The sequence below is a fragment of the Aquamicrobium zhengzhouense genome (assembly GCF_016124105.1).
Classification (GTDB): Bacteria; Pseudomonadota; Alphaproteobacteria; order Rhizobiales; family Rhizobiaceae; genus Aerobium; species Aerobium zhengzhouense.
Map to the genome: position 1 here is coordinate 369,922 of NZ_JADGMQ010000002.1, position 25,517 is coordinate 395,438.

The following is a 25,517-nucleotide window of genomic DNA, read 5'->3' on the forward strand; positions in this document are numbered from 1 at the left end:
CCGAACAACAAATGGTGGAGCACACCACATGGAGTTGACTGATGGCACGCAAGGACATTGAGGTACGCATCAAGGCGCGGGACGAAGCCTCCCGCAATGCCAAGAAGGTCGCAGACGCCCTCAAGCAACTCAGCACTACCGGCAACAACCTTGGCACCACTGGCACAAAAGTCGGTGGTGCCATGTCTGCTATTGGGGACGGCCTTGGTAAGCTGCAAGGCAAGCTCGGCGGGATCGACAATCTCGGCAAGCTGGTCACGGAACTCAACAAGACCACCAGCGTGGTGGATCGCCTTGAGAAAGAGCTTTCCGACAGCAAGCGCGTCCTCGAAGAGCAGTCCCAGAAGACCCGCGCCGCCGCCCAGACCTCAGCCGAATTGAAGGCCCGTCTCGAAGCCGAGACTGCTGCTCAGAAACAGCGCTCCGACCGGCTGAAGGAACTCACCAATACCCGGAACAAGGACACCAAGTCAGTTCTGGATGCCGCGCGTGCCGCAGAGAAACTTCAGAGCATTATCGACACCGGCAAGGGTGGCTTCTCGGGCCCCCGTTATCAGCGCAAGGGCGTTGGTATTGAGGCGGGTGCTCCGTTCAAATCCGCCCGTGAATCGTTCGGCGCATTCCTTCAGCCCGAGATCGAAGCTGGTCTCGGCGGCAAGGCCGCGCTGACGGCAGAAGTCAATGCGCTCAAGGCTGCAAACGATGCGTCCAAGACCTCGATCAGCGCGCTGCGCGGCGAGATCAAAGCCGCCTCGGCTGAGGAGCGTCAATTCGCAGCCGACACCGAGAAGGCCGCAGATCAGGTCACCAAGCTCAACGAGAAGGTGCTCGCGGCCACCGGCACATGGTCCAAGCTCGATGATGAGGCTACAAAAGCCTCGAAGGAACTCGGCGGCATCGCGATCTCGCAGGAAGCCGTGGCTGCGGCGACCGCAAAGGCTGAAGACGAACTGCGCAAGCAGGCTGCAACCCTTGCCGCCTACGAGCGCCTTGCGGCCAAGAAGCTGGTCGGCGGTGGCACCATCGGTGATCCGACCCAGCGTGATCAGGCCCGCGCTCAGGCCGATGCCCTGCGCCAAGCTCGCGAGGAGGTGAAGCTCCTGCGCGATGAGCAGGCACGCCTCGACGCCGCCATGCGCTCGGGCAGCGGCAACGTCAGCGCTCAGGTGGATGCCTATGACCGCATGACCCGCGCCGTGAAGCTGGCTGAGGAGCAGGTTCGCAAGCTGGAAATCCAGCAGCGCCTCGCTCAGAACACCGGCGCGAGCGGCTTTGCCAAATGGGCCAAGGTCTACAACCCGATCACCACCGGCGCTGAGGCAGCTGTCCAATCGCAGGAGCGGCTGAACCAGAGCACCCGTCGCACCGTGGCTGAGGCCGGTAAGATCGCGCCGATGGCGCAGCGGAACACCGGCGCTCTGCGCAACCAGTCTGCCGCGACCGACAAAGCCTCGACCTCGATTGTGAAGCTCGGGCGCGACACGCGCACCACCCTGTCGTTCATGCAGCGTATGCGCGGTGAACTGCTCGCCATGACCTCTGGTTTCCTCGGCTTCTATGCGGCCATCAACCGTGGCCAGCAGGCTATGGAAGCCTTCATGAACGTCCAGAAGGCCGAGAACCGGCTGGGCGTGGCCTTTCAAGGTGACACCCAGAAGGTCGCCCGTGAAATCGGTTTCCTCAACGAGCAGGCTGACCGTCTCGGCTTCACTTTCGGCACACTGGCAGACGGCTACGGCAAAATCTCGATTGCAGCCTCAAATGCCGGTTTCGCGGTGGCCGATACCCGCGAACTTTTCCTCTCTGTTGCTGAAGCGGCCCGTGTCAACGGCTCGTCCATGGATGAGATGAATGGCGTACTTCGTGCGCTAGATCAGATGCTTAGCAAGGGGAAGATTCAGGCCGAGGAACTTCGCGGCCAGCTTGGCGACCGTATGAGCGGCGCGTTCAAGATGTTCGCGGATGGTCTGGGGATGACCACTGCTCAGCTTGATGAGGCGATGAAGAAGGGTGAGGTCTACGCGGATCGTGAGACCATGCTCAAATTCGCCCGCCGCCTGCAACAAGCATATGGCTCGCAGGTCCCCAAGGCGATGCAAACCCTTGCCGCCTCGCTCGGCACCTTCGAGCGCGACATGGAAAAGGCAAATGTCGCAATGGCCGAGGGGTTTGTCCCGGCTCTGCAAGAGGCGTTGAAAGCCTTCAATGAGTTTGCCAACAGCGCTGAGGGTCAAGCGACCTTCCGTGGCATCGGTGAGGCCGCTGGCAGCGTGATCTCGGTTCTGGCCCTTATCCCGCAGAACCTCGACCTGATCGTCTTTGGTCTCAAGGCCATCGCTGCGGTCGGTGTGGCCCGCGTCTTCGCCAGCTTGGTGGGTACGCTCAAAACCACTGCCAACGACTTCATGACCTTCTCGGCCAACGCGGCTACGGCGACGGCGGCGACCACGCGCTTCGGTGCGGCGCAACTGCGCGCCACCGGCATGATCCGCCAGACCGCATTCGCGCTGACCTTCTATGAGGCCCGCCTGCGTGGCAGCACCTCGTCAACCGCGCTCGCCCGCGCCGGGACTCTCGGCCTTGCCACTACTATCGGTGCGCTGCGCACGGTCATGCTCACGACCGCTGGTGCTGCGCGGGCCCTCTGGCTGGCGGTCGGTGGGCCGATTGGCGCTGCCGTTCTCGCCATCTCGGCGGTGATCGCTGGCTGGGGTAGCAACGCAGATGCGGCGACCAAGGCTCTCGATACCCACGAGAAGCATCTTCAGGCAGTTCGCACGGCCTATGCTGAGGTTGGTGAAGGGGTCGATAACTGGGCTGACAAGATCAAGGGCTTGACGCTCCTTGATGCGATGAACACCGCCGACGAACTGGAAAAGCTCTACCTAGAGTCGATTCGCTCGATTGAGAGTGCTGCAACTCGACTCCAGCGGATGCTGAACCGTCAACTCGCAATCACCGGGGACTTTGGTGCAGGCTCCTATCGTGACGAACTGACCGCGCTCAACGAACTCATCAACGGGTTCATTGAAGGTAGTGTTGAGGTGAAGGCGCTCAAGGATGGTTTGAGCGATCTGGCGTTGAATGCTGAGAGTGAGGGTATCAGGCAGTGGGCCAAAGAACTCAATGACCTCGTGAACGCCACCGACGCTTCCGGTAAGTCGGTCGTTGACTACGCCGATGGGATGAAAAAAGCGCAAGCTATCATGCGCGTGCTGAATGGCACTGCGACCGAGGCAGATAAAGTCCTACTCGGCCTCGCCAAGGCGGTGGATGAGGTCAACACCTCTGTCGGCAAGAACAAGCTGATCGAAGCCTATGGTGAGGCCCTTGATGAACTGAAGAGCAAAATCCCCTCGCTCACTGAGGAGATGAAAAAGCTCAAGGACATCACCGACCTCAACGCCGCAGCTTGGAAAGCGCTGACGGCAGCATGGAAGACCGGCGACTTCTCCAAAATCGGTGAGGTTCTGAAGCTCTGGGGTCAGGGTGGTTATGATCTGGCCCAGAAAAACGCTCTCGGCATCTTCGACGGATCGAGCGGTGCCGGTGGCGGGACTGCCGCGCTGATCAAGAAGTTCGAGGGCTTCCGCTCTGAACCGTATTGGGATGTCAATGCGTATCGCGCAGGTTACGGGTCGGACACGGTGACCCTCGCTGACGGTAGCATCCAGAAGGTCGTTCAGGGCATCACCGTCTCGCGGGCCGACGCCGAACGCGATCTCGCGCGGCGGATCGTCGAGTTCCAGAACACCGTCAAGAGCCAGATCGGTGAGGGGCGCTTCTCGGCGTTCGACGACAAGCAGCAGGCTGTCCTGACCTCCATCGCCTATAACTATGGGTCACTGCCTGAGCGCATCCTTGACGCTGTGCGCAATGGCAGCGCGGAGGAAATCTCGAACGCGATTATGCGCCTCTCGGGCGACAACGGTGGCGTCAATGCCGAGCGCCGCACCCAAGAGGCCATGATCTTCAGCGCCGGTGGCGATGCCAACATTGGCACCATGGTCGAGGCCGAGCAGGAACGCCTCAAGCTCCTCAACGAGCAGAACGAGGCGACCAAGAAGCGTATCGCTGATCTGGACCACCAGATCGCGCAGCAGGGCCTCATCAACAACGGCAAGGAGCGTGAGGCCGCTATCGAGGATGCGATCCGCGCCGCGAAAGCCGAGAATCCGAACCTCAATGAGCAGGAGATTCAGGCGATCCGTGACCGCACTGCCGCCCTCTGGGAGCAGCAGAACGTCAATCGTGAGATCGAGCTTCAGGAAGAGCGGATCAACCAGCTTCAGTCGCTCCGTCAGGCTCTCATGGAGCAGATGGATCAGGCCCGCGCCGCTGGTGATCAGGGTCAGTTGACTGCGCTGCAAACTGAACTGGATGGTGTGAACCAGCGTCTTCAGGAAGCCATCGCCAATGGCATCAAGATGTGGGAAGCGGTCGGCGGCGTCGAGGCTGAGGCCAAGATCGCCAACCTCAAGACCATGCAGGGCGCGATCTCAGCCAGCAAGCAGGAGTTCGGTCTGTTCGGCCTCTCGATGCAGACTTGGCAGGGTGTATTCGACAGCGCCGTCAACGGGCTCGTCGGGGCGTTCGATGCTATGGCTCAGGCCATTGCGAATGGCGAGAATGCGTTTGAAGCCTTCGGCAAGGCTGTCCTGCAAACCCTCGCTCAGGTGCTTCAGCAGATCGCGGTCGCCATCATCCGTATGCAAATCCTGAAGATGCTTCAGGGCTTCGGCGGCAGCATCGGTGGCTTTGCGACGGCGGCACTCGGCGGCATGACCGGCCACACGGGTGGCATTGTGGGCTCCATGGCTATCGGCACCGGCAACTCGATCCGCAGCGCCGGGTGGGTGCAAAGCGCACTGACCTACCACACTGGCGGCATCGCCGGTCTGCGGCCCGACGAGGTGAGCGCGACTCTCAAGAAGGGTGAGGAAATCCTGACCGAGGAAGACCCGCGCCATCGCAACAATCTCGGCGGCGAAAGCACTGGCTCTCAAGGCACGCGCCTCACGCAGGTACTTGCAATCGGGGACAATGAGATCGCAAATGCCATGAAGGGTAAGAGCGGCCAAGACGTGACCCTCACGCACATCAAGAGCAACGCGCCGACCATCAAGCGCATGTTAGGACTTTGACTTGCTAATCAACCAAATGTTGATTAAGCAGGAATGACACTGCCCCATCCACCGGGAGATTTTGAATGCCCCTGAAAAACTTGCCGGTCTGGCCCTTTGAACCGAACTGGACTTCGAGCGTGGGAGAAACGCTCGAATGGAAGACTGACATCCTTCAGTCGCCCAGCGGTTCAGAGCAGCGCCGTTCGCTTCGTGTGCTGCCCCGCCGCATTCTGGATTTCAGCGTTGCCGCCGAAGGTCCTGAGCGCTCACTCTTGGATAACCTGCTCAACAGCTTCAGTGCTCAGGATTGGTATCTGCCCATCTGGTATGACGTGCGGATCACCACGGCAGCGGCCACGGCGACATTCATCCCCTGCCGCACTGAGGGTTTTGTCGTCGGCAACGCGATCTTCGTGGCCGGGAATAGCGTCTACGACTACCAGATCACCGAGATCACCGCGATCAGTGGTGCCGGGATCACCGTATCGCCTGCGCTCGTTGTGCCGCCTCCCGTGGGCTCACGTATCTACCCCATGGATGAGGGGCGCTTGCTGGAAGAGCCTGATCAGACCGCGATCACGGATTCGATCACAACCGCCGAGCCGCAGTTCCTGATCACCAACTATCCCGATGTGATCCCGCCGCCGCCCCGTGATGCGGGCCCGCTGATCCTGAATGGCCTCATCACCAACGCCTACCACCCCGAGGTCGGGCGCGGTGGGTATTTCCATGAGAACTCGGGCACCTCGGAAGGCCAGTTCATCTTCATCTACGCGCTCTTCCAAGCCTATGAGCAACTGATCACCGGCACGGCTGAAGAGCAGATCACGGGCCGCTATTACAAGATGCTCGCGCAGCAGATGCTCGATGCCATGGGACCGGGCGATGGTTATGTGGGGCCAATGCTTCGCCAGCCGATCCCGACTGACGTGAACACGATCACCCTCATGCACTGGCTCTTTGCCGGTCGTGGCGACATTCCCGGTCAGGAAATCATCCTGTCCTACGAGATCGCGCCAAGTGCCGGTCGCCTGCGCATCCCGGTGAGCGCCGGTGGCAACAGGGTGTTCAAGGTCTGGCAAATCTATCCCGGTTCAAGTGACCTGCTCTACGACAGCCCGGTCAGCCCCGCGTTCGATGCAGCCAATCCCACGGTCGAGACGCAAATCCTCATCAACGAAAGCGACTGGACGATCAGCGGCAATGACGCGGTGATCACCATTCCGGCTGGCGCACCGTCGAGTGCGACGTGGAAAGTCGTCTACGGCTTCAACACCGAGCGCATCATCCCGCAGGGCCACGGCTTCGAGGCGTATCCGAACTGGACCCCGATTGAACCGGGCTACTCGGCTTGCGCGCCCGACACCTTCCGCTGGTTCGAGCAGGCCATGCAGAAGGCCATCCAGTATGATGATCGTCCCGGTATGGCCGCACGCTGGCAGGCCCTTCAACTCGCCATGCGCCGCACCGCCGTGCGCGGTCAGGCCATCAGCGATTTGCGCGAGGTGCTGCAACTGATGCCGGGGTTCGATCCGATCCCAACCACTGGCGCTCCTGACGGGATGTATTGCTTCTCCGATCACCCGGCAGCGCAAGGCCCGACTGGCGGTGGCAACCCGAATTGGAAGGGTTACAATTTCTGGTCCCGCACGGCCACCGGCGCGATCCGTGGTGAAATACCTGATGATGGCGGTCGCGTGCGTCAGGTCCAGATCGGGCGTGGCTTCACCGACACTTGGCGCACGGCCACGGCTTACCAAGAGGCCGACCAGTATCTCTTCGTGCAGGTCTCAGCCTCGAAGAAGCCCGATGCAGGCGAGAATGAACTTTTCCTCGTCTATGTCTCAAGCACCATGGCCTATGACCCGAACACCCGCTGGTTCGCTGATGTCGGCGCGCTGCCGGGGTTCACGCCAACCTCGTCCGGTCTGCACTCCTTCTATCTGCCGCGCTCGGCCTTCCGCAAACGTGACTGGGGCCCCGGTGGCGAGCCGGTCTGGGGCGACACTCTCCCTGCTGGCACCGAGCTTCAGAACTTTGGCGTGTCGTCCGAGATGGGCGGTGCCTACAGCATGATGATCGGTGAGATGCGACTTGTCACCGACAACACCGCTGAGGCCACCAAGGGCGCGAAGATGCCTTACTTCCCCGGCGCGCTTCCCTTCGCGATCAACGCCGACCTGCGCCGCCAGATGTTTGTGGGCTGGAACGGCTCGCCTTTCCACGGCTATCAGCTTCCTGACTTCTGGTGGTGGCTCGGGAATGACGCCAATGCGGTTCACCCGACGCTGACCGTGGCCGACCTGCCGATTCCGAACGCTGCCGGGGCGCTGACCTTCCCGATCACACCAACGGTCGGCGGCGTGACCAAACCCAAGCACGCGCTCCTGATGGAACAGCAACTTCTCTTCCTGCGCGATGCTCAGGCCAAATACGCGGCTGACGGCGGGCCGAACGGCTTCTTCGCCCATACCTTCGTGCTCAACACCCCGGCGCGCGCCAGCCTCGGCAATCCGCGCCCGCACTCGTGGGTCTATGTCAACGACGATCCCAACACCCGCTGGGTCGGCTACCAGACGCGGATTGTCGAGAGCCTTGCTGAACTGATGCTGCTGACCAATGGCGCGGCGGGCTTTGCTGAGTGCCGGTCGCTCGCGCTGAGCATGTGCGAGGCATGGCTGACCCGGCTCAACGCGATCTGGCCCGATCTCAATGGAAAGGTGGTCAACGGCGTTCGCATTTACGGGATGCCGACCGACTATCCTGATCCACGCATCTCGGGTCCGCAGACGCTTTACGAGGAGCCGCACGCCGCCGCCCACATCCTGCGGGCCTGCCTGACCCTGCGTAAAGCCGGTGTCGGCAATGCCTCGCTGCATAACACGTTGATCGCGCGCTGCTGGAATTATATGGAGATGCTGTGGCGCACCAGTGGTGAGATGCGCTTTACTTGGTCGCCCGACCCTGCCGCAAAGCAATGGTACGGCTTCTGGCACGGCGATATTCTGACCGCTCTCGCTCTTATGCTTGAAAACCCCTCGCTCCTTCCGGCAGGCATTTCGCGCACTACTGTGGCCGAGCGCTTGGTGCAGACGCGCGAATGGATTGAGACTTGGGGAGTCGGAACTTTGTCGATGAATGCTGCCGCTGGCCTTACGGATGAATACAGGGGCTTCCATGTCCTGACACAACAATCGGACTGGTCTGATCGCGGGGAGCGCGGCCAACAGCGCCTGCTCGATACCTTCGACACCGGCAACGGCACGCCCGATCAGTTCGACACCGCCATGCGCCCGTTCCCGACCCAACAATACCACTGGGTTCTCGACGGCTATCCCGATCACGCGCGCTTCTACAATCTCCTGCACGCTCTGCGCGGGCGGGCTGTGCCGGTCTGGGTGCCGACTTGGATGGACGACATGCGGCCTGTCGCGCCGATCACTGGCGGGGCCACCTCGATCCAGATCGCACGCTGCGGCTTTACTGTCGCCGGTGGCCCTCGGCCCGAGCGGGAGGACATCATGATCGAGACCGTGGATGGGCGGCGCTACTATCGCCGGATCACCGGCTCGGCCTCTGGTTCGACCACCGAGTTGATCCACCTCGACAACGCGCTCGGCGTGACTCTGAACCCCGACGAGATCATCCGCATCTCGTTCGTGTCGCTGATGCGCCTCGACCACGACAGCATCGAGATCGAGCACATCACTGATGCAGAAGGCGTGTCCGAAGTGAGCGTCACCTTCCGCGCAGCCCCCAACACCCGCGTCCCTGACGCCGCCTTCTACGAGGTCTGATATGAGCTTCGACCAAATCGAACGGTCCAATTATGACGGCAAGCCGATCCTGCTTTACGAGTTCGTTCACGGGAGCACGGTCTGGCGCTACAACGGCGGTCAGAAAGACCTCACTCTGAATGGCGTGCTCTATGAGGCGATCCCCGTGTCACACGAGGGATACAGTATGTCGGGCAACCCCACATCGGACGACATCACCATCAGCATCAGTATGCGGGCTGGCGTTACCGACCTGTTCAACGGCACCCCGCCGTCGCGCTCGATTCAGGTCTCGATCAGGACCCTGCATTTCGGGGACAAAGAGGCTCCGGTGGTCTGGTCGGGGATCATCAAGTCGATGCGCCGCGCGTCCACCGTTGAGGCTAAGTTCAACTGCAACTCGCTGCTCTCGACCCTCAATCGAAACGGCCTGCGCCTGTCGTGGCAGCGCGGTTGCCCCCATGCGCTCTATGACAACCTGTGCCGCGTGAACCCCGCCGACTATGGCACGGCGGTGCAGGTCAACGCGGTGATCGGAGACCACGTTGAAGCCGCTGGCGCAACAGGTCTGCCGAACGGCTATCTGAACGGTGGCTACCTCAGCTTCACCACGGCGCACGGCACCACCGAGACGCGGGCCATTGAGGAGCACTGGCAGAACCGCATTCGTCTGCTCGGCGCTGCCGATGGCATGACGGTCGGCCAGTGGATCATCGTCTATCCCGGCTGCGACCGCACCTCTGGCACCTGCATCAACAAGTTCAACAACCTCTCGAACTATGGGGGTTTCCCCCACCTGCCGAATAAGTCTCCGTTCGACGGCGATCCTGTCTTCTAAATCAACATTTGGTTGCTCAGACTACCGCATGTTGTTAAACCTGACCGAAGTGTAGCAGAGGTGCGATCATGAACTTCCTTTGGGCCATCGGGATGCTGGTCGCCAGCTACTTCATCCAAGTGGCTTTGGCACCCAAGCCGGAAGTGCCCAAACCCGTTTCCCTTGAGGACTTCGATTTTCCTCAGGTGGACGAGGGCACGCCGCAGTCCGTGGTCTTCGGTGATGTCTGGATTTCTGACTGGCACGTCCTTTGGTACGGCAACATGCGGGTCTCTGAAGTGAAAAGCGGCTCGGGGAAAAAATAATGATCGTTTGCAGGATTCATCACATCAGGGCCGCAGACCTCTGCATGAGCGGGGCTCGTGCTTGGTTCGCGAAGCACAATCTCTCTTGGTCCGACTTCTTGGAGAATGGTCTGCCTGTTGAGCAAGTCGAAGCTCTGGGTGACGCCATGGGTGATCGGGTAGCCGAGGCTGCGCGCAAGGAGGCTGAACATGGGCGGCGGGGGTAAGGGTGGTAATCAGACGATTGGCTTCCGCTATTACATGAGCCTGCACATGGGCTTGTGCCGGGGGCCGGTTGACGAGATCGTTCAGATTAAAGTCGGGGATATGCGTGCGTGGCCCTTCCCGGAGAAAGTGGCACCAGATGGCACCGGAATCATTGGGCTCATCACAAACGCAATCCTTCGGCAGAACGGCAAGTCGAAAGTCGATGACACGATGACCGCCGCCCTCGGGCCAAACGGTAACGCCGTGGTTACGATGCTGAATGGCGAGATTTACACCCTGCCGCCAGAGAACATCAGGACATGGCGGCACACAGGTCAGGCTCGCATTGACGCCCCAGTGCTCTTCGGTGGCGACAAGAAAGAAGGTGGCGTCGCTGGTAGTGTCGAAGTGCTCATGGGCGCTCGCAACCAGATTGTGCCCGGTTGGATCAAGAACCTGATGGGCGGGCGCGTCCCCGACTTCAGGGGTGTCGTTACGCTGTTCTTCGACGGCCTGCTCACAAGCATGAACCCCTATCCGAAGAAGTGGGAGTTCCGCGTCCGTCGAACGGAAAGCGGCTGGGACGGTGCGGTCTGGCAACCGTCGCTGGTGACCATCTGGATGCGCGAAGGGTCCATCAAAGCGATGAACCCTGCTCACATCATTTACGAGTGCCTGACCAACCGGGAATGGGGGCGAGGGATGTCCCGTGATCTCCTGCTCGAAAGCGAGTGGGTGAAGGCGGCACAGACCCTCTACAACGAGAACTTCGGACTCTGCCTGCGCTACACCCGCCAGTCGGAACTCAGTTCGTTCGTGCAGGACGTGCTCAACCACATCGGCGGCTCGATCTACCCGGATCGCTCGACAGGCCGTCTGGCGCTTTCGCTGATCCGTGGTGACTACGACATCGACGTGCTACCGCTCTTCACCTACGACACCGGCCTGATCTCGCTTGAGGACGATGAGACTGCATCGCAGGACGATGTGGTCAACGAGTGTATCGTCAAATGGGTCGATCCCATCGGTAAGGAAGAGCGCTCAGCCCGCATTCAGAACATCGCGTCCCGTCAGGCCACCGGCGCGATCAACTCGACCACCACCAACTACACCGGCGTTCCCACGGTCGATCTGGCCCTGCGGCTGGCGCAGCGCGACCTGAAGGCTGGTGCCACTTCGCTCAAGCGGTTCAAGGTGGTGCTGGACCGGCGCGCATGGCGCATCGTGCCGGGTGACGCCTTCCGCATCTCGGTGCCGCAGAAGGGCATTTACAACGCGATCCTGCGCGCCGGGAAAGTGAGCGAGGGCGGTCACGAGGATGGGCGGATCACCGTTGAAGCGGTGCTCGATGTCTTCGGCCTGCCGTCGAGCAGCTTCATCACGCCTGAGCAAGGAGCTTGGACCCCGCCTGACCGCACGGTGAGCGTGCCTGAGAAGCGGATCGTCCGCGAGGCCACCTATGTCGAGGTGTTCTATGCGCTCGATCCGGCGAACCTTCAGCTTCTCTCGCCAGAGGCAGGGACTATCGCCACCATCGTTGGTCGCCCATCGTCCCTGACACAAGCCTATGACCTCGAAGTGCTGGCCGGTGGTGAGACGAATCCCCGGCGCGGCATCGGTGCCTTTGCGCCCTACGTCATCAGCAGCGCGATCATTCCCGTCGAGGCTGGCCCCACGATCATCCCGTTTGAATCCGCGAGCGATGTGGGCCTGATTGAGATTGGGTCCATGGTGCAGGTCGGCGCTGAGATTTGCCGCCTCGACGCCATCACGGCAGACCCCGGTGGGTATTCCGGCACGATCACCGTGGCGCGCGGCTGTGTGGACACCATCCCGCAAGAGCATCCCCTTGGTAGCACGATCTACTTCGTCACCGGCGATGAGGTGGGCGGCGACGGGCGGGAATATGCTGCGGGGGAAGTCGTGAATGTGAAGGTCCTGCCCTACAGTTCGAGCGCCAAGCTCGACCCGGAACTGGCGACGACCGATGTGGTCAACATCATGGGCCGTCAGGGTCGCCCCTATCCCCCGGCGAACCTGAAGGTGAACGACACGCCTTACGCTGAGGTCGAGAGTGTCAGCGGGCTGATCAAGCTGACTTGGGCCCACCGGGATCGCGTCATTCAGCAGGACCGGCTTGTGGACCACACCGAAGCGTCCATTGGCCCCGAGGCCGACACCTCCTATCGGGTGCTCGTGTTCAAGGGTGACACCTACACGCCTGTTCGCACGGTGAATGGCATCACTGATCCCGAGTTCACCTATACCCCGTCCATGGCGACCGAGGACGAGATCACCGACAGCATTTGGTTCGAGCTTGATACCATCCGCAGCAGTCTGGCTTCGCGCCAGAAATACCGCTTCGGCTTCGAGAGCGACTTCCCGTCTGGTCCGGTCATCACGCCGCTGCTGCAAGTGAGCAACCCCGGTGGTTCTGCGTTCAACGGCAATGCCTTCACGCGGATTCCGTTCTACACGCCGACGCTCAATGTCGGCGGCGCGTTCACCACCAACAACAAGTGGACCGTGCCCGCCACCGGCACCTACCGCATCCGCCTTGATGTGGGCTTTGCGGGCGCTACTACCCCGCTGCTGAGCGGCGAGACGTGGGACCTGAAGATCGACAACTTCACCGGGCCGACGACCGCGCCGGTGGCAGGTCAGAGTTCGGCAGGCACCTTCGACGGCACCGCACCGGCCTCGCTGGATGTCACCGTCGAGCTTACGGCTGGGCAAGTCCTGAGCGCCTATCTTCGCACCAATCACACGCCCCATATCACCGTTGCCTCGGCCATGTGGCGTATTGAGCAGGTAATCAACTAACAGTGGCGCAGCACACCTTTTGTGGTATGTTGCGCCAAAGTCCTGAGGATATGGTATGTCCCGAGAAGCCACTAAACTTGTACTGGGTCGCGGCGAGGTTTACTTCGACCGCTTCCTTCCCGGCACGCGCCGGGGAGAGGGTGAGCGGTATCTCGGGAACACCACGTCCTTCCGCATCCAGCGGGAAGTGGAGCGCCTGAAGCGCGCGACCTCGTACCGGGGCCGCAGGATCGCCACGGCTGGCGCTGTGATCGCGGAGTCGCACGAGGTCAACTTCACCACCGACAACGTGGATGACGAGAACGTCGCCCTCTGGTTTGGCGGCAGTGTGCCTACCCCGAGCGGCGGGCCGGTCAATGAAATCTCGGAGACCTTCCCCGTCCTTCAGGGTCGCTTCTATCAACTCGGCAAGACGCTCAGCCCGATAGTTGGTGTGCGCAACGTGGCTTACGTCAGTGTCCGTCGCGGTGGCACGCCCGTGCGGATGACCGGCAACTATGAAGTTGATCCCGGTCACGGGCGCATTGAGATTTTGGACGGCGCACCGGACATCCCTGATGGCACAGCCATCACAGTCAGCTTTCAGGTCGCTGCCAGTGATGAGGTGATGCTGAACGGCGAGCCCGATGGCGTCTACGGCGCACTGCGCTTTGTCTCGTTCAACAAGAGCCCCGGTGGCATCAGCGTACAAAACGACCTCTATTTCCCTTATGTGCGGATCACACCACGCGGTCAGGTTGAGTTGAAGTCTGATGAGTGGCAGCAGTGGACTTTCGACGCTGAGGTCATGAATCTCTCGCCCGCGCACTCACAGGTCTATGTCACGCGCGGCGCAACCACTGTCTCCATCTCACCCGATGAGCGCGCGATCTACGACGAGCTAGGTGACCTCGTGCCGTTCCCAATGTGGGAAGACGAGCTTCATGTCGTCACCAATGAAGAATGGCCCCCTGCGTTGGTCATCCCCCCAATCCTCTAACCTTCAAGGAGTGCAAAATGGCACGTCTCCCTCTCGACCAAGGCATTCCTCGCTTTAAGGCGAACGAGGAACGCATCGACCTCATGACCAATGGCGACGAGAACGCCACTTGGCGCACTGCCGATGGGACCGATGTGCCGTCTGTCCGCAAGATGTTCAAGGACATCAACACTGCGGGTGAAGGGTGGCTGGCGCTGGCCGGTGAAGAGGCTGATCGCGCTGAAACTGCGGCAATAGCGGCTGCGCTTTATGATGGGCCGTGGGTTCATGATGTTGATAGCCTTAAAGCCAACACAAGCATGACCCTCACCCCCGGTCAGGCTGGCACGGTTACCCGAGGGCAGATCGTGCGGACGCGGAAGGAGGGCTACGCCTACCTGATCCCTCTGGCGGGCAACGGACATCGCCAGACGGCAGGGGGCGTGCCCCTTGAATACATGCCAAACAGCGTGGCCTATGCAGCAGCCCTTTGGCCAGATGCGAGCAGTCAAACCGATTGCACCTATGTTATCACCATTCTTGAAGCCAGCGGCGCTTCTACTGTCGATCTGGGCGGTGTCGATCTTCCGGTCCGGTTGTTCTGGGAAGCGGCAGACGGGCTTGATCTGCGGAAAAATTATATCAACGGACGGATCATCAGCGGCGGGGTGAAACGTGTCGTAAACTTCGCGGACGGTGCGGCACAGGCCCCTGCCGTGCTTGCAACATTTGCATCCCCGGCCACGTGGAAGAAAATGGGGGTCCGGCGCAACTCGGCAAATAGCTATGAAATTTTCCGTCCTCTTGGGGGTAATATCTGGCAGCGTTACGAGGTCGGTCGCAGCGGCGCGGGCATCCCCCAAAACTGGCGGGAGGACTGGCTGACCCGCTTCTTGGGCTACCAGACCGTTGATGACGTGGGTTTCACGATGGATGGCACTTGGACCTCCGTCAACTCTGCTTCGGCAAGCCTGCATGTGAATGGGCGCAGTCGTCAGGCTGGATGGACGCCTGCTTCGCCGCCCAGCCCTATGCCATATATTGAATTTGAGTGGGATGGGGATGGCGACCTGTATCTACTCTACACGGGGCGGACTTCGGGCACGTATGCAGAGGTGACGATCAACGGAAGTGCTGATTTGGTTAGCCTCCCGATCAACGCGGCGGGAAAGGCGTGGTTCGACAGTTACACCCCTGTCGATAACCAATACAAGCAAGCAGTTAAGATCGCATCCTCACTTGCACGTGGCACGTATACTGTCCGGGTCACGCCTATGAATGAGCGTAATCCCGCAGCCTCCGGGGCGACGTATAATTTTCAGGTGAACTGTCTGGCATTTGACGGCCCCTCGTTTGGTCCGTGGGACAGGAGGGCTTCAGCCAAAACTTGGGCATCGGGGGAGGCGGTATACCTTAACCAAGAGCGGCAGTACAATGGCCGATGGTATCGCGCCACGGAGGATGGAACGACAGGGGGCACTCCCCCGACACACACTTCTGGCAGCGTCTCAGACGGCGGCGTAACGTGGGCATATCGCACGGCAGACCCCACGGCGTCGTCCTACGGGCAGGTCCGTCAGCGATTGCAGGGGCCGGGTTCTCAGGTGGAATATGCCTATAACATCCTGCCGGAAGGCGCGACGACACGCGAAGATGTGGGTGGAGCAGCGCACGGGAATGAAGTGCAGACCGCAGAGCAATGGTATGTGGACGGTGCGCCGGTAACTATGAGCGATGGTCAGTGGTTGACTGGTGAAAAAATTGAAATCCGGGAAGCTATTGATGCAGTTCACAGTGAAATCAACAGCGGCAACACGCCGATTGTCAGCACGGTGTTGCGTCGATCATTTGATGTGAAAACCGGGGTCACGATCTGGCACGATCATACTTTCCTGCATGATGCCTCCGTTGGTTGGTTCTACTCGGGAATGCGCCCCTTTGTGCATTATAATAACGCATCCGGGGCGTACAAAAACGCAGTGGACCGTTGGGATGTCCCAGGTTACGGCCCGGTCAACGCCACAGACTGGTACTATAACCCTGCTGACCCGCCATACTACCACAATGCAGTTGTGCAGACGAAAGACCTCCTCGCTGTGGCATCTGGTTATGCGCTCCTGCCTGACGGCACGTCTGCTTCTCCGTCTCGCGGATCAACTCTGATCCGGTTTAAAAGTTGGATGGCTACCACACCGGAGAGTGTTGAGGATTACAAACATTCCCGTACCCACTTCTCCATCGAGGTCAATACGTCAGACCGTGATCCGCTCTCCGATCCTAATCAGTCCATGATTATGAAAGGGCGTTTTATGCGGTATGACGGTATTCGCCCGGTCGAAAAGAAGGCAGGGGATCACATCACAAACCGGGTCATTTATGGCCTGATCATTGAAGCTGCATAAGGAGCGCACAACATGGCAAATCCAAATTCTTCAGCACAACGCTCCTTTGCAGCGGAGCCTTATGACAGCGTGGCGGCGGTGCTGGCCAGCAAGTAGATTATACAGTAATTCAACCAATACTTTCTCAGTCAACTGAAAGTGTGATAGGCTCCCTCAAACCCAGAGGGAGCCTTTTTCATGGACCGCAAACTATTCTTCGCAGAACTTCGCAAGTCGCTGGGCTCTTTCAGCACCCTTCAGGTCGAGGGCATTGAGGCGATCCTCGACGGCGGCAAGCACTTGCCGATCAGCCACATGGCCTATGTGCTCGCGAGTGCTTGGCACGAGACTGGCACCAAGATGCAGCCGGTCACCGAGAACCTGAACTACAGCGTCGAGGGGCTGCTCAAGACCTTCGGTCGGCATCGGATCACCGAGGCGCAGGCACGCCGGTATGGCCGCACCAACAACCAGCCCGCCAATCAGGAAGCCATTGCCAACATCATCTACGGCGGCGAGTGGGGTCTGAAGAACCTCGGCAACACCAAGCCCGGTGACGGCTGGCGTTATCGCGGGCGCGGGCTCCCCCAGATCACCGGGCGGTCGAACTACACCAAGTTCGGCATTGCCGACACGCCCGAGAAGGCCGGTGAGATGAAGACCGCAGTGCGCCTGCTGATCGACGGTAGCGTCAATGGCACCTACACCGGCAAGCGGCTGAGCGACTTCCTCCCCGGCGACTATGTGGGCGCTCGGGCGGTGATCAATGCTGATGTGAAGAAGAATGGCCCGCTCGTCGCGGGATACGCCCGCAAGTTCGAGAATGCTTTGCGCGCCGGTGGCTGGAATGCTATTCAACCGAAAGTACCGCAGCCAATCGAGACAACAAAGGCACCCCAAGGTTGGTCAGCGCTGCTGGCAAGTATCCTGAACCTTTTCAAGAGGACCACCTGACATGTATCCGCGCCCCATCTTCTTCGCGGCCACCAAGAGCTTCTGGCTCACCGTGGTCGGCATCCTGCTCCTGATCTTCGAGGCACCCTCCGAGGTCCTGTACGGCCTTGCTGAGCCTCTGGCGCTCATCCTGCCGTGGACGCCCACCCAGATCGGTGACAGCCTCACCCGGATCGCGCCTGCTGTCCTGTGGGCCTTTGCCATCCAGCAGCGCGCTGGTGCCGCTCGGCCCTACACCGTTGATCCGAAGGCGACCACCTGATGCTGGGCTGGCTCGCAAAGCTGTTGGGTGGGAACATCCTTGATCGCGTGCTCTCGACCGTGGACAAGCACGTCGAGTCCCAGACGGATCGGGAGCGCATCAAGGCCAACCTGATAGCTGAACACCTGCGCACCCGAGCAGACTTCATGCGGGCCGGTGGTTTCTGGCTGATGCTGATCTTCGCACTGCCGCTCGCCGTATGGTGGGCGGCAGTTATTCTTTATTCGATCCTGTGGTGCGCTCGCTGCGCGTATCCGCAGGTATGGTCCATCGCCGCGCTTCCGCAGCCTCTCAACGAATGGGCTGGTCTGATGGTCGTGGCGATCTTTGGCGTCGTCGGAATTTCAAACCTTCGCAAATGAGGAGCCCATCATGGCACGAAACGCAATCGTCACTCTCGAAGCTGGTGAGTGGACCGAACTTACCAGTGGCGATGTCACAGCCATCCGGGTTCAAAGCCTGACCGGCGCGCCGGTGCGCCTCACTGCCGCTGGTGAAACGGCCCCTGAGGTGTTCGAGGGCTACATCGAACTGAACAGCCGCGAGATCATCTCGGCCAACTACACCCTCGCTGACCTCTGGCCGGGTGAGGAAGGCGCAACCCGCGTCTGGGCGTGGTGCAGCATCGGCGGGAAGGTCTCGGTCAGCCATGCGTGAGGTCAAGACGCCATTCCTGATCAAGGGTCGCCGTGAGGTGACCGACCTTGAGATGATCGCCCGCGAGATGCGTGAGACTGAAGAGTTCCCGCCCGCAGAAGAGGATGTGGATACGCTGGTGAACGTATCTTTGCCTCAGGCACTCACACCATCGAAATAAAGCTAAAGAATAGCGGCCAGTGAAACCTTGTCGCTATTCAACCCCTTGTGGTACAGCTTCTTAAACAATCCCGAGGGGCAGCGATGTCGAACGATCCAAATATGTGGGAGCGCATTGCGAGCGGAAGAACGCCGGAAGTGTGGATCGCACTCGTTGCCGGGACGTTATACGTCTATCGGAAATCAGAAAACACCAGTAAAATCACGCGAGTAATTGAGGCCGGGATTAGCGGTATGCTCGGCTATTCAGTAGGACCAGATGCCGCAAGCTGGGCGGGGATCAATGACGCGATAGCAGTGGTCATGATTTCCTCGCTAGGGTACTTAATGTTGGATGTGCTCACTTCAGTTGTGGCAGACCGCGCGGTGATCAAAGACATCATCGTCAGGCGATTAGGAGGCGGAAAGAATGAGTGAGATGTCGAACTTGCGCGCCACGGTGCGGCGACAAAGCACCCCCGGCTCACTCGTCCTGCTCATCTGCACCGCGCTGGTATTCGGCCCCCGCGTCTGGGACTACATCATCGGTGAGCCATGGATCGACAACCAGTTGATGATCGTCGAGAACAGTTCGCACGAGATTATCGTCGAGGACCTGACCTACACCAAAGAGCCCGTCCATGGGCTCAGAGTGAATACTGTCGAAGCTGACGATGGTGACATTCTCTGCTCCACTGAGCACCACAACTCTTGGCACGGGGAGCGCAAGCGCTTCTGGCGACTTGGGGCATTCACGGGCTGCGCGCCGCAGCAGGAGAGCTTCCGAGTGTGCTCCCGCTTTTCTGTTTCCAGTGGTAGCGGGCGCACACGGTTGTTCGGGCCGTTCTGCTCGCCTTACATGGCGGCGTCGGAAGTCTCAGATTCCTCTTCCAAATAACCGTGGTTCTTGGCAAGAGCACTCCTGATGGTGTCTGACCCGACAACCTCCATGCCGATCAGTTGAAAGAATCCTACCTCCACGCCGCTCCAAGCACCGTGTCCAACCATGGCTTTGACAACGTGGTGTAGGAACGGAATGTGGCCGGTTCTGCGAAGATAAATGACAGTTTCTCTCGCGTAAGCGTGTCCCTGTGCCACGTCCTTCGACCAATCATTTGTCACAACTGGCGACCACAGATCGAGTTTGCGAGGGCTCGCTCGAACGAAGGATGGGTATTCCTTACTACTCATCATAACTCCTGCACAGAATGAAACATAGAGAGAACAAAGTGCGGCGATTTTGTGGCATGACGCCGCACTTTGCCTCAGTCGATCATCCTAACCCGAAGAGTTGGCGGGTCCGCGTTAACGCCGAAGTATCCTTAACGCATTGTAAACACTCATGATGCCACTGGCCCTCAGGCCGCGTGATCCGCCAACCTTCGGCCTTCATTTCGGCAATGGTGGCGTTGAAGTCAGCGCCGTCGAGTGGCACTTCGGTAACATCGCAAGAATCACAGACAATTTTCTCAGCGCCGTATTCCTTAACGATCATTGGACCGGCTCCCGCTTCCACAGCACGTTACCCTCGGCGTCCTCGATAGACAGGACGTGTGGGTTGAGTTTGCCGTGGGTCTCAGGCTTGCAGAACTCACTGGGCTGGATCGGGTAGAATCCGTCCTTCACGCGCATGATCCAGACGGTCGGGAGGAGCTTGGCTTCGGTCACAGGCTCATCTCCCTCTGCCGCTCAGTGATCTGAGGGCCTTTCCGCGCTTCCGCACGGATGCGGTCAGCGAGACTGGGCAACCCATTCGGATAGAGCGCGCCCTCGGCCATCCGCACGACGCGGCGCAGCGAACCATTGCACTTGCGACCTTCGATCTTGCCTTCACCGGCGCGGATGATCTGATCCAGACCCTCGCTCATGCGGGTGTTGTCGTCCGAGAGCTTGTTGATGCGGTTTTCCTTCTCGATCAGAGCCCGCTCTGCGCTGCGGAGATGTTGCTCAGTGGCGTCGAGCAAGTGTTCGACCGCCCCAACCTTCGCGCTCATCTCCTGATAGCGCTCTTCCCAGTGGGTCGCGGCTTTGCACGCGGCGAGGTAGCCGCCCTTGGTCAGCCAGTTTGCCAGTTTCAGACGAAGAAGTTTCACAGCAGGTCCTCCAATTCAGGGTCTAGGGTGCTTTTGGTTGAATAATCGGGTAAGCGTTCGGGCCGCGTCAGCAGGCGATAGCGGGCATCGTGCTGCCCTTCCTGCCATACGACCCACATCACGTTCATCATGGGGCTCTTGCCGCGTTCCTTCTCAAGGAAGGCCGGTCGCCAGAGCAGAGGGAGAACCCATGCAGGCGGGTGATCGTCGAAGAGGCGCTTCCGCGTGGCAGCGTGCCAGTATTGGTTGCTCAGCAGCATCGCGACGTTGGGCGTGATCGACAGCGATTTGCGGATGAACGCCTCGGCCAGATTGAACGGCGGGTTGGTGATGATCCAGTCGGGCCCATCCCCCTCAGCGACATCGGCGGTCAGGAAGTTCGCGCCACCCGTTCCGTAGATCGAGGGGTCGTCGCGGAGGTCGGTCGAGGTGACATGGCAGTGATAGGCTTCCAGTACGCGGGCCATCGCGCCGTCGCCACACGCAGGCTCCCAGATTCGGCTACCCCAATGCAGCGCAAGGAACTCTACCAACGCCACCGTCACATCAGGCGGTGTCGGGTAGAAATCAGCCGCCTTTCGCTTGTGCGCCTTCTGCGCCTTCACCAGCGCAGTGGCGATTGTATGCTCACCGCTCATTTGGATTCCGCCCGATGACGCAGGTTTCCAGTGAGCATTATCAAGTCAGCTTTGCGGTGCTTTGATCCGATCCAGCCGCGCACAGTCACTGTGAACCAGCCGCCCTTGTAGGTTACGATGGGTCGAGAACCATTCGCCGCTTGGTAGGCGGCAATGTAGTCCTCGATCACCTTTTTAATTTCTTCAGTCACAATAGGTCCTCGTCATCATCGACCGGCGCTGCCACTGGCTTGGGCGCTGGGCGCGCTCGGGTCTTTTTGGGTGGCGGTGGAGGCGGCGGGGGCTTCTTGCCGCTCAGCGCCGCAATCAGGGCTTCTACGGGGTCAGGGTGATCGACGAGGCGCTTGTCTGCGTCAGACACCCCGCGATAGCTCGCGCCCCACTGCCCGTTGTTCAGGAATCCGAGGCTGAGGTGGTTCAGGCGACCGGATTTGGCGAGCGAGCGGATGAGGTCTTCAAGCTGGCTCACAGCAGGTCCTCGTCATCGTCTGCGGCCACCGGCGCGGCGGCGAAGAGCTTGATCAGCGCATCCGAGATCGTGTCGCCCCACTGGTGCTGACTGACGAATGCTGGTGCGAAGCTACCGCTCGCCAGCGCCTTGCCGTTTGAGCTAATGCTCAGGGTCAGAGAGCCAGCGCGCTTGGACTTGATGGCGTCTTGGAGATCGCTCAGGGTTTTCAAAGAAGGTCCTCCCATTCATCTGAGGGCGGTGGCGGCTCGGGCTTCTTCAGCTTCTCGATCAGCGGGGCGAGTTCGACCATCAGCTTGTTGACGGCGCTGTCGATGGCCTCGGTGGGGGTAGACGCGATCTCGCCTACCGCCCACCGGGCCCCGTTGCGCGCCTCAGCGATGAAGGACGTGTGCAGGTTTCGCACAATCACTCGCTCGACGAAGCGCCACTGGTCCATCAGTTCATGCCCAATGCAGCTTTGTAGATTTCGAGGATCGCTTCTTCCTCTGCGACCTCATCGGCCTTGCGTTTGCGCAGAGCGATCACCTTGTTCATCACCTTGGTGTCGTAGCCACGGCCTTTGGCTTCAGCTTTGACCTCTTTGATCTGCTCAGCCACGTCCTTCTTCTCAGCCTCAAGCTGCTCAATGCGCTCGATGAACTGGCGAAGCTCGTCTGCCGTCACCGCATAGGCATCGTTCGGGTGGTTGCCCTTGTCGTTCGGGCGCGGCTTGCCGTCACTGGTATGCGCTTCAGCGCCGGTTTCCTCGTCGTCGAAGTCGTCGTCAAAATCGGACATGGGATGATTCCTTTGTGTTGCTCAGTCAACATTAAGTTGATTAGTAGATCAGATCAAGCGAAGTCTGAGCAGAAGCTCGAAACATTCCTGATCCAGTTCTGCCAGCGTGCCGTTGTTGTAGAGCCGGTGGTCGTATTCGCCGGTGGCGACATTGGCGTCTGACGGGTTGTTCTGCACATCCTCGGCCCGGTTGGACTCGACGAACACGCGCTCAAACCGCCAGCCGTAGCTCAGGCATTCCTGCCGCAGCAGTTCGATCAGATCAGGCTCGCGGATGTGCAGGAAGAACACCGAGCCATCACGCATGGCGTGCATCTGGCCGAGGGCGGCGTTGGTGCGGAACTGGCTGTGCTCCTGAAGGGCATCACCCACCACGCTCAGCAGCTTCCGGTCGGCGGGTGTCTTGGCGCTCAGGTCCGCCACCGGGGCCAGCAGGTCCTTGATCGGCTGGATGCTGCTGAAGGACGTGGTGTGAATCTGCTGATCCCAGAGGATGCAGCGCATCATCTCGACGGCAGTGTCCTTCCCGGCGCGCGGCTTGCCGTTCACAACGATGATCGTTTTCATACTCGCCTCTCGATGATGAGGGATGTCGGGTAAGCCTCGACGATCTCAATCGGATCGTCGCCGCATTCGAGGTCGTCGCGCAGGACCGCCCGCAGGGATTTCCCGAGGTTGCTCGGGTTCTTGCCGAGGCGAGCGGCGGTGCGCGAGAGGTTCATTCCTGAGCACATCAGCCTCAATGCGCTCAGGATCGTCTCGTCGTGTTGGCGGGTGGCGGTCATACTGCCACCGGCGCTTTGATCGTCGGCCACGGGTTGTAGCCTTCGAGGGTGATGTCGTTCATCTTAAAATCGAAGATCGACTTGACCTCAGGGTTCAAGCTCACGGTCGGCAGCGGGCGCGGCGAGCGGGCCATCTGCTCCTGCACGGCGTCCATGTGGTTCAGGTAGATGTGAGCGTCACCGATGGTGTGGATGAACTCACCAGCCTCATAACCAGTGACATGCGCCAGCATCATCAAAAGTAGACTGTACGACGCAATGTTGAATGGCACACCGAGGAACATGTCAGCGCTGCGCTGGTGAAGCTGAAGGTGCATCTTGCCGTCGAGGATCACGACCTGCCACATCGTATGGCACGGCGGCAGAGCCATGTCCTCGATCTCGAAGATGTTCCAAGCGTTGACGATCAGGCGGCGGCTGTCAGGCGTATCCTGAATCTGCTTGATGAGGCGCGCGATCTGGTCAATGCCAACCACGCAAGACGAGTCTCCTGCCAAGCGCCACTGGGCCCCGTAGACCGGCCCAAGGTCACCATCTTGGTCAGCCCATTCATCCCAGATCGTCGCGTTCTGGCCGATGGTGCCGAAGGTGATCTCTTCCAGCCGGTTGCGGTTGGTCGAGCCTTCGAGGAACCACAGAAGCTCGCCCACCACAGCCTTCCAGAATACGCGCTTGGTGGTCAGCAGCGGGAAGCCGTCAGCGAGGTTGTAGCGGGTCTGCATTCCGAACACGCGGCGGGTGCCGGTGCCGGTGCGGTCGGTGGAATCCGTGCCGTTCATCAGGATGTGCGCGAGGGCGTCTTTGTAAGCTCGCATGGGTCAATTCCTCAGATATTCATGGACCGTTGCGCGGTCGGAGAGCTTGATGGTGCGGCCCTCACCAAAGAGGGGTAGCGGCGGGAGATAGGTGTCACCCTCGAACTCGCCTTTGATCCGCGTGAGCAGGATGCGATCCACCTCAGGCAACCCCTGCTCGAAGATCGAGACGCCGCCGATCAGATAGATGCGGCTGTGCTCCTCACGGGCGCGCCGGATCGCGGCATCAAGATTGGCGAACTTGGCGAAGTACGGCTCCACCCAAGCATCGAGCATGGACTTGCTGACGATCAGAGCTTTCCGATCACCAAAGGCGCTGGGCCTCATGCTCTCGAAGGTCTTGCGGCCCATGATCATCGCGCCGCCGAGGGTTTCCTTCTTGAAAAACTTCAGGTCCTCAGGGCAATGCCACGGCAGCGCGCCCTTGTTGCCGATCACGCCGTTGTCCGAGACGGCTGCAATGAGGGTGATCATTTGAGGGCCCCACCGACGAAGGTAAAGCGCGTGCCGAAAGCCATCTCTTCGATGCTGCGGGCGAACTTCACGCGGTTATGGAAGGTGCTGCCGATGGGCGTGTATTCGACGCACACCGCCATGTCGGACTCGCGGTGATGGACGCCGACGATCCGGTAACGCCCGCCGCTCTTGACATGCTGGATTTCAGAGCCGTGGTAGCGGTCGGACGCAGCCTGAAGCTCATCGGCCAGTTGGTCGTATGTCTTGCGCTCAGATCGTTGCACAGCCTCAGCTACAGCAGCTAGGAACTGCTGCTCGCTGATCACCCGGATACCGAGTGCGTTAGCCTTATCAAGTTTGGAGCCCGCGCCGGGCCCAACCACAAGCAGGGTCACTTTAGTGCTGACTGATCCGACAACCTTTGCGCCAGCGCGCTCAGCCATATGCTTTGCATCTTCGCGCTCTATACTCGTAAAGGCACCCGAGAACGCAACGGTGTGGCCGTCCAATAAGACGGGCTTGGCTTTTTTACTCGCCGTGCGCAGCAGGTTCAGCAACCCGTCGCGCGTGAAGGCGCAGATCGCCATGTTGCCGTCGATGTGCTTCATGCCGCCGATCTGGTCAGCAGCTTCAAGCAGAAAGCCATCGGCCTCGGTGATTGGACCATCCTCGGCGTCAGGGAACGGGTTCGGGACATATGCGTCCGAGGTCTCAGCCCACATCTGGGTGGTCGGCATGAAGGTGTTGTTCACCCCGTCGAGGCGGCACATCGCGGTCGCGAGGTCGGCCTGCTCGTTGGTGAGGTGGACGATCTGGTTGTCTAGTGAGACAATGTGCGCGATGGAGGCCGTGCGCTCATTGGACCGGCGTGTGAGCGCGGTTGTGACAACTTGGTGGCGGTTCGAGAGCAGTTCCTTAGCCTTTTGCATGACTGGCTTCCTTCTTGATCTCGGGGTCATGCGCTTCCAGCTTCATTAGGATTTTGGATGCGCGGCGTTTCTCGCCCAGCCGGTCCAGCATCACCTCCTCGCGCACCAAGGCGCTGAGGACGGTGAACTGCCGGGGCGTCAGGTCCAT

The 25,517-nt window shown here is 60.2% G+C and carries 28 protein-coding genes and 1 pseudogene; 14 read left to right on the forward strand and 15 right to left on the reverse strand.

Translation table 11 applies throughout. From position 1 onward, the window contains the following. Positions 1-41: 41 nt before the first annotated feature. The 14 genes from IOD40_RS05005 (at position 42) to IOD40_RS05070 (ending at position 19,302) form a co-directional block, all read left to right on the forward strand. The gene (locus IOD40_RS05005) at positions 42-5,144 is read left to right on the forward strand and encodes a tape measure protein (protein ID WP_198474925.1); all 5,103 of its coding nucleotides are present in this window, start codon (positions 42-44) and stop codon (positions 5,142-5,144) included. A 65-nt stretch (positions 5,145-5,209) separates the two neighbouring features. Further along, positions 5,210-8,923 carry a hypothetical protein gene (locus IOD40_RS05010; protein ID WP_198474927.1) on the forward strand — a complete coding sequence of 1,238 codons (3,714 nt, stop codon included), beginning with the start codon at positions 5,210-5,212 and terminating at the stop codon, positions 8,921-8,923. A 1-nt stretch (position 8,924) separates the two neighbouring features. Further along, positions 8,925-9,740, forward strand: a complete 816-nt coding sequence (locus tag IOD40_RS05015) for a phage BR0599 family protein (RefSeq protein ID WP_198474929.1) — start codon at positions 8,925-8,927, stop codon at positions 9,738-9,740. Between the two features lie 68 nt (positions 9,741-9,808). After that, on the forward strand, positions 9,809-10,045 hold the full coding sequence (locus tag IOD40_RS05020) for a hypothetical protein (RefSeq protein ID WP_198474931.1): 237 nt from the start codon (positions 9,809-9,811) through the stop codon (positions 10,043-10,045). Between the two features lie 189 nt (positions 10,046-10,234). Then, the gene (locus IOD40_RS05025; protein ID WP_198474933.1) at positions 10,235-13,054 is read left to right on the forward strand and encodes a phage tail protein; all 2,820 of its coding nucleotides are present in this window, start codon (positions 10,235-10,237) and stop codon (positions 13,052-13,054) included. Positions 13,055-13,109: 55 nt separating this feature from the next. Then, positions 13,110-14,033, forward strand: a complete 924-nt coding sequence (locus IOD40_RS05030) for a phage tail tube protein (RefSeq protein WP_198474935.1) — start codon at positions 13,110-13,112, stop codon at positions 14,031-14,033. 17 nt (positions 14,034-14,050) lie between these two features. Continuing rightward, complete coding sequence (locus tag IOD40_RS05035) at positions 14,051-16,414, forward strand: hypothetical protein (protein ID WP_198474937.1); 2,364 nt, start codon at positions 14,051-14,053, stop codon at positions 16,412-16,414. Between the two features lie 177 nt (positions 16,415-16,591). Next, complete coding sequence (locus IOD40_RS05040; RefSeq protein WP_198474939.1) at positions 16,592-17,347, forward strand: hypothetical protein; 756 nt, start codon at positions 16,592-16,594, stop codon at positions 17,345-17,347. A 1-nt stretch (position 17,348) separates the two neighbouring features. Next, on the forward strand, positions 17,349-17,609 hold the full coding sequence (locus IOD40_RS05045; RefSeq protein WP_198474941.1) for a hypothetical protein: 261 nt from the start codon (positions 17,349-17,351) through the stop codon (positions 17,607-17,609). After that, the gene (locus IOD40_RS05050; protein WP_198474943.1) at positions 17,609-17,971 is read left to right on the forward strand and encodes a hypothetical protein; all 363 of its coding nucleotides are present in this window, start codon (positions 17,609-17,611) and stop codon (positions 17,969-17,971) included. Before IOD40_RS05045 ends, IOD40_RS05050 begins: the two co-directional genes overlap by 1 nt. A 10-nt stretch (positions 17,972-17,981) precedes the next feature. Next, positions 17,982-18,266 (forward strand): hypothetical protein, encoded by a 285-nt coding sequence (locus IOD40_RS05055; protein WP_198474945.1) that lies wholly within the window; start codon positions 17,982-17,984, stop codon positions 18,264-18,266. Further along, positions 18,259-18,426: a hypothetical protein gene (locus IOD40_RS05060; protein WP_198474947.1), complete on the forward strand. Its 168-nt coding sequence runs from the start codon at positions 18,259-18,261 to the stop codon at positions 18,424-18,426. The genes IOD40_RS05055 and IOD40_RS05060 overlap by 8 nt, the downstream gene beginning before the upstream one ends. 83 nt (positions 18,427-18,509) lie before the next feature. Continuing rightward, a complete protein-coding gene (locus IOD40_RS05065; RefSeq protein ID WP_198474949.1) occupies positions 18,510-18,842 on the forward strand; it encodes a hypothetical protein in 333 nt (110 codons plus the stop codon). Then, on the forward strand, positions 18,835-19,302 hold the full coding sequence (locus IOD40_RS05070) for a hypothetical protein (protein WP_198474951.1): 468 nt from the start codon (positions 18,835-18,837) through the stop codon (positions 19,300-19,302). Before IOD40_RS05065 ends, IOD40_RS05070 begins: the two co-directional genes overlap by 8 nt. Positions 19,303-19,677: 375 nt before the next feature. Here the strand turns inward: IOD40_RS05070 and IOD40_RS05075 are convergent, their stop codons facing one another. From IOD40_RS05075 to IOD40_RS05145, 15 genes and pseudogenes are all read right to left on the reverse strand, one after another. Beyond that, entirely contained in the window at positions 19,678-19,899 is a 222-nt protein-coding gene (locus tag IOD40_RS05075) for a hypothetical protein (protein WP_198474953.1), read from the reverse strand. Beyond that, positions 19,896-20,072 (reverse strand): hypothetical protein, encoded by a 177-nt coding sequence (locus IOD40_RS05080; protein WP_198475361.1) that lies wholly within the window; start codon positions 20,070-20,072, stop codon positions 19,896-19,898. The genes IOD40_RS05075 and IOD40_RS05080 overlap by 4 nt, the downstream gene beginning before the upstream one ends. Then, positions 20,069-20,497, reverse strand: coding sequence for a hypothetical protein (locus tag IOD40_RS05085; protein ID WP_198474955.1), 429 nt, complete (start codon positions 20,495-20,497; stop codon positions 20,069-20,071). The genes IOD40_RS05080 and IOD40_RS05085 overlap by 4 nt, the downstream gene beginning before the upstream one ends. Then, complete coding sequence (locus tag IOD40_RS05090; protein ID WP_198474957.1) at positions 20,494-21,135, reverse strand: DNA methyltransferase family protein; 642 nt, start codon at positions 21,133-21,135, stop codon at positions 20,494-20,496. Before IOD40_RS05090 ends, IOD40_RS05085 begins: the two co-directional genes overlap by 4 nt. Further along, complete coding sequence (locus IOD40_RS05095) at positions 21,132-21,326, reverse strand: hypothetical protein (RefSeq protein WP_198474959.1); 195 nt, start codon at positions 21,324-21,326, stop codon at positions 21,132-21,134. The genes IOD40_RS05090 and IOD40_RS05095 overlap by 4 nt, the downstream gene beginning before the upstream one ends. Next, a complete protein-coding gene (locus IOD40_RS05100; RefSeq protein ID WP_198474961.1) occupies positions 21,323-21,604 on the reverse strand; it encodes a hypothetical protein in 282 nt (93 codons plus the stop codon). The genes IOD40_RS05095 and IOD40_RS05100 overlap by 4 nt, the downstream gene beginning before the upstream one ends. After that, a complete protein-coding gene (locus tag IOD40_RS05105; RefSeq protein WP_198474963.1) occupies positions 21,601-21,816 on the reverse strand; it encodes a hypothetical protein in 216 nt (71 codons plus the stop codon). Before IOD40_RS05105 ends, IOD40_RS05100 begins: the two co-directional genes overlap by 4 nt. After that, entirely contained in the window at positions 21,813-22,043 is a 231-nt protein-coding gene (locus IOD40_RS05110; protein WP_198474965.1) for a hypothetical protein, read from the reverse strand. The genes IOD40_RS05105 and IOD40_RS05110 overlap by 4 nt, the downstream gene beginning before the upstream one ends. Continuing rightward, positions 22,043-22,285: pseudogene (locus tag IOD40_RS05115) on the reverse strand (DUF2312 domain-containing protein); the annotation flags it as partial. The gene IOD40_RS05110 and the pseudogene IOD40_RS05115, both read right to left, overlap by 1 nt. A 147-nt stretch (positions 22,286-22,432) precedes the next feature. Then, positions 22,433-22,951, reverse strand: a complete 519-nt coding sequence (locus IOD40_RS05120; RefSeq protein WP_198474969.1) for a hypothetical protein — start codon at positions 22,949-22,951, stop codon at positions 22,433-22,435. Beyond that, entirely contained in the window at positions 22,948-23,169 is a 222-nt protein-coding gene (locus IOD40_RS05125) for a hypothetical protein (RefSeq protein WP_198474971.1), read from the reverse strand. The genes IOD40_RS05120 and IOD40_RS05125 overlap by 4 nt, the downstream gene beginning before the upstream one ends. Next, on the reverse strand, positions 23,166-23,984 hold the full coding sequence (locus IOD40_RS05130; RefSeq protein WP_198474973.1) for a thymidylate synthase: 819 nt from the start codon (positions 23,982-23,984) through the stop codon (positions 23,166-23,168). The genes IOD40_RS05125 and IOD40_RS05130 overlap by 4 nt, the downstream gene beginning before the upstream one ends. A 3-nt stretch (positions 23,985-23,987) precedes the next feature. Beyond that, the gene (locus IOD40_RS05135) at positions 23,988-24,458 is read right to left on the reverse strand and encodes a dihydrofolate reductase (RefSeq protein ID WP_198474976.1); all 471 of its coding nucleotides are present in this window, start codon (positions 24,456-24,458) and stop codon (positions 23,988-23,990) included. Then, positions 24,455-25,369, reverse strand: coding sequence for a BRCT domain-containing protein (locus tag IOD40_RS05140; protein ID WP_233713844.1), 915 nt, complete (start codon positions 25,367-25,369; stop codon positions 24,455-24,457). Before IOD40_RS05140 ends, IOD40_RS05135 begins: the two co-directional genes overlap by 4 nt. Further along, positions 25,356-25,517 (reverse strand): hypothetical protein, encoded by a 162-nt coding sequence (locus IOD40_RS05145; RefSeq protein ID WP_198474980.1) that lies wholly within the window; start codon positions 25,515-25,517, stop codon positions 25,356-25,358. Before IOD40_RS05145 ends, IOD40_RS05140 begins: the two co-directional genes overlap by 14 nt.

Bases quoted from the DNA above. Each gene is read 5' to 3' on its own strand.
- IOD40_RS05005 (WP_198474925.1), top strand. From the start codon at position 42: ATGGCACGCAAGGACATTGAGGTACGCATCAAGGCGCGGGACGAAGCC.
- IOD40_RS05010 (WP_198474927.1), top strand. From the start codon at position 5,210: ATGCCCCTGAAAAACTTGCCGGTCTGGCCCTTTGAACCGAACTGGACT.
- IOD40_RS05015 (WP_198474929.1), top strand. From the start codon at position 8,925: ATGAGCTTCGACCAAATCGAACGGTCCAATTATGACGGCAAGCCGATC.
- IOD40_RS05020 (WP_198474931.1), top strand. From the start codon at position 9,809: ATGAACTTCCTTTGGGCCATCGGGATGCTGGTCGCCAGCTACTTCATC.
- IOD40_RS05025 (WP_198474933.1), top strand. From the start codon at position 10,235: ATGGGCGGCGGGGGTAAGGGTGGTAATCAGACGATTGGCTTCCGCTAT.
- IOD40_RS05030 (WP_198474935.1), top strand. From the start codon at position 13,110: ATGTCCCGAGAAGCCACTAAACTTGTACTGGGTCGCGGCGAGGTTTAC.
- IOD40_RS05035 (WP_198474937.1), top strand. From the start codon at position 14,051: ATGGCACGTCTCCCTCTCGACCAAGGCATTCCTCGCTTTAAGGCGAAC.
- IOD40_RS05040 (WP_198474939.1), top strand. From the start codon at position 16,592: ATGGACCGCAAACTATTCTTCGCAGAACTTCGCAAGTCGCTGGGCTCT.
- IOD40_RS05045 (WP_198474941.1), top strand. From the start codon at position 17,349: ATGTATCCGCGCCCCATCTTCTTCGCGGCCACCAAGAGCTTCTGGCTC.
- IOD40_RS05050 (WP_198474943.1), top strand. From the start codon at position 17,609: ATGCTGGGCTGGCTCGCAAAGCTGTTGGGTGGGAACATCCTTGATCGC.
- IOD40_RS05055 (WP_198474945.1), top strand. From the start codon at position 17,982: ATGGCACGAAACGCAATCGTCACTCTCGAAGCTGGTGAGTGGACCGAA.
- IOD40_RS05060 (WP_198474947.1), top strand. From the start codon at position 18,259: ATGCGTGAGGTCAAGACGCCATTCCTGATCAAGGGTCGCCGTGAGGTG.
- IOD40_RS05065 (WP_198474949.1), top strand. From the start codon at position 18,510: ATGTCGAACGATCCAAATATGTGGGAGCGCATTGCGAGCGGAAGAACG.
- IOD40_RS05070 (WP_198474951.1), top strand. From the start codon at position 18,835: ATGAGTGAGATGTCGAACTTGCGCGCCACGGTGCGGCGACAAAGCACC.
- IOD40_RS05075 (WP_198474953.1), bottom strand. From the start codon at position 19,899: ATGATCGTTAAGGAATACGGCGCTGAGAAAATTGTCTGTGATTCTTGC.
- IOD40_RS05090 (WP_198474957.1), bottom strand. From the start codon at position 21,135: ATGAGCGGTGAGCATACAATCGCCACTGCGCTGGTGAAGGCGCAGAAG.
- IOD40_RS05110 (WP_198474965.1), bottom strand. From the start codon at position 22,043: ATGGACCAGTGGCGCTTCGTCGAGCGAGTGATTGTGCGAAACCTGCAC.
- IOD40_RS05120 (WP_198474969.1), bottom strand. From the start codon at position 22,951: ATGAAAACGATCATCGTTGTGAACGGCAAGCCGCGCGCCGGGAAGGAC.
- IOD40_RS05125 (WP_198474971.1), bottom strand. From the start codon at position 23,169: ATGACCGCCACCCGCCAACACGACGAGACGATCCTGAGCGCATTGAGG.
- IOD40_RS05130 (WP_198474973.1), bottom strand. From the start codon at position 23,984: ATGCGAGCTTACAAAGACGCCCTCGCGCACATCCTGATGAACGGCACG.
- IOD40_RS05135 (WP_198474976.1), bottom strand. From the start codon at position 24,458: ATGATCACCCTCATTGCAGCCGTCTCGGACAACGGCGTGATCGGCAAC.
- IOD40_RS05140 (WP_233713844.1), bottom strand. From the start codon at position 25,369: ATGCAAAAGGCTAAGGAACTGCTCTCGAACCGCCACCAAGTTGTCACA.
- IOD40_RS05145 (WP_198474980.1), bottom strand. From the start codon at position 25,517: ATGGACCTGACGCCCCGGCAGTTCACCGTCCTCAGCGCCTTGGTGCGC.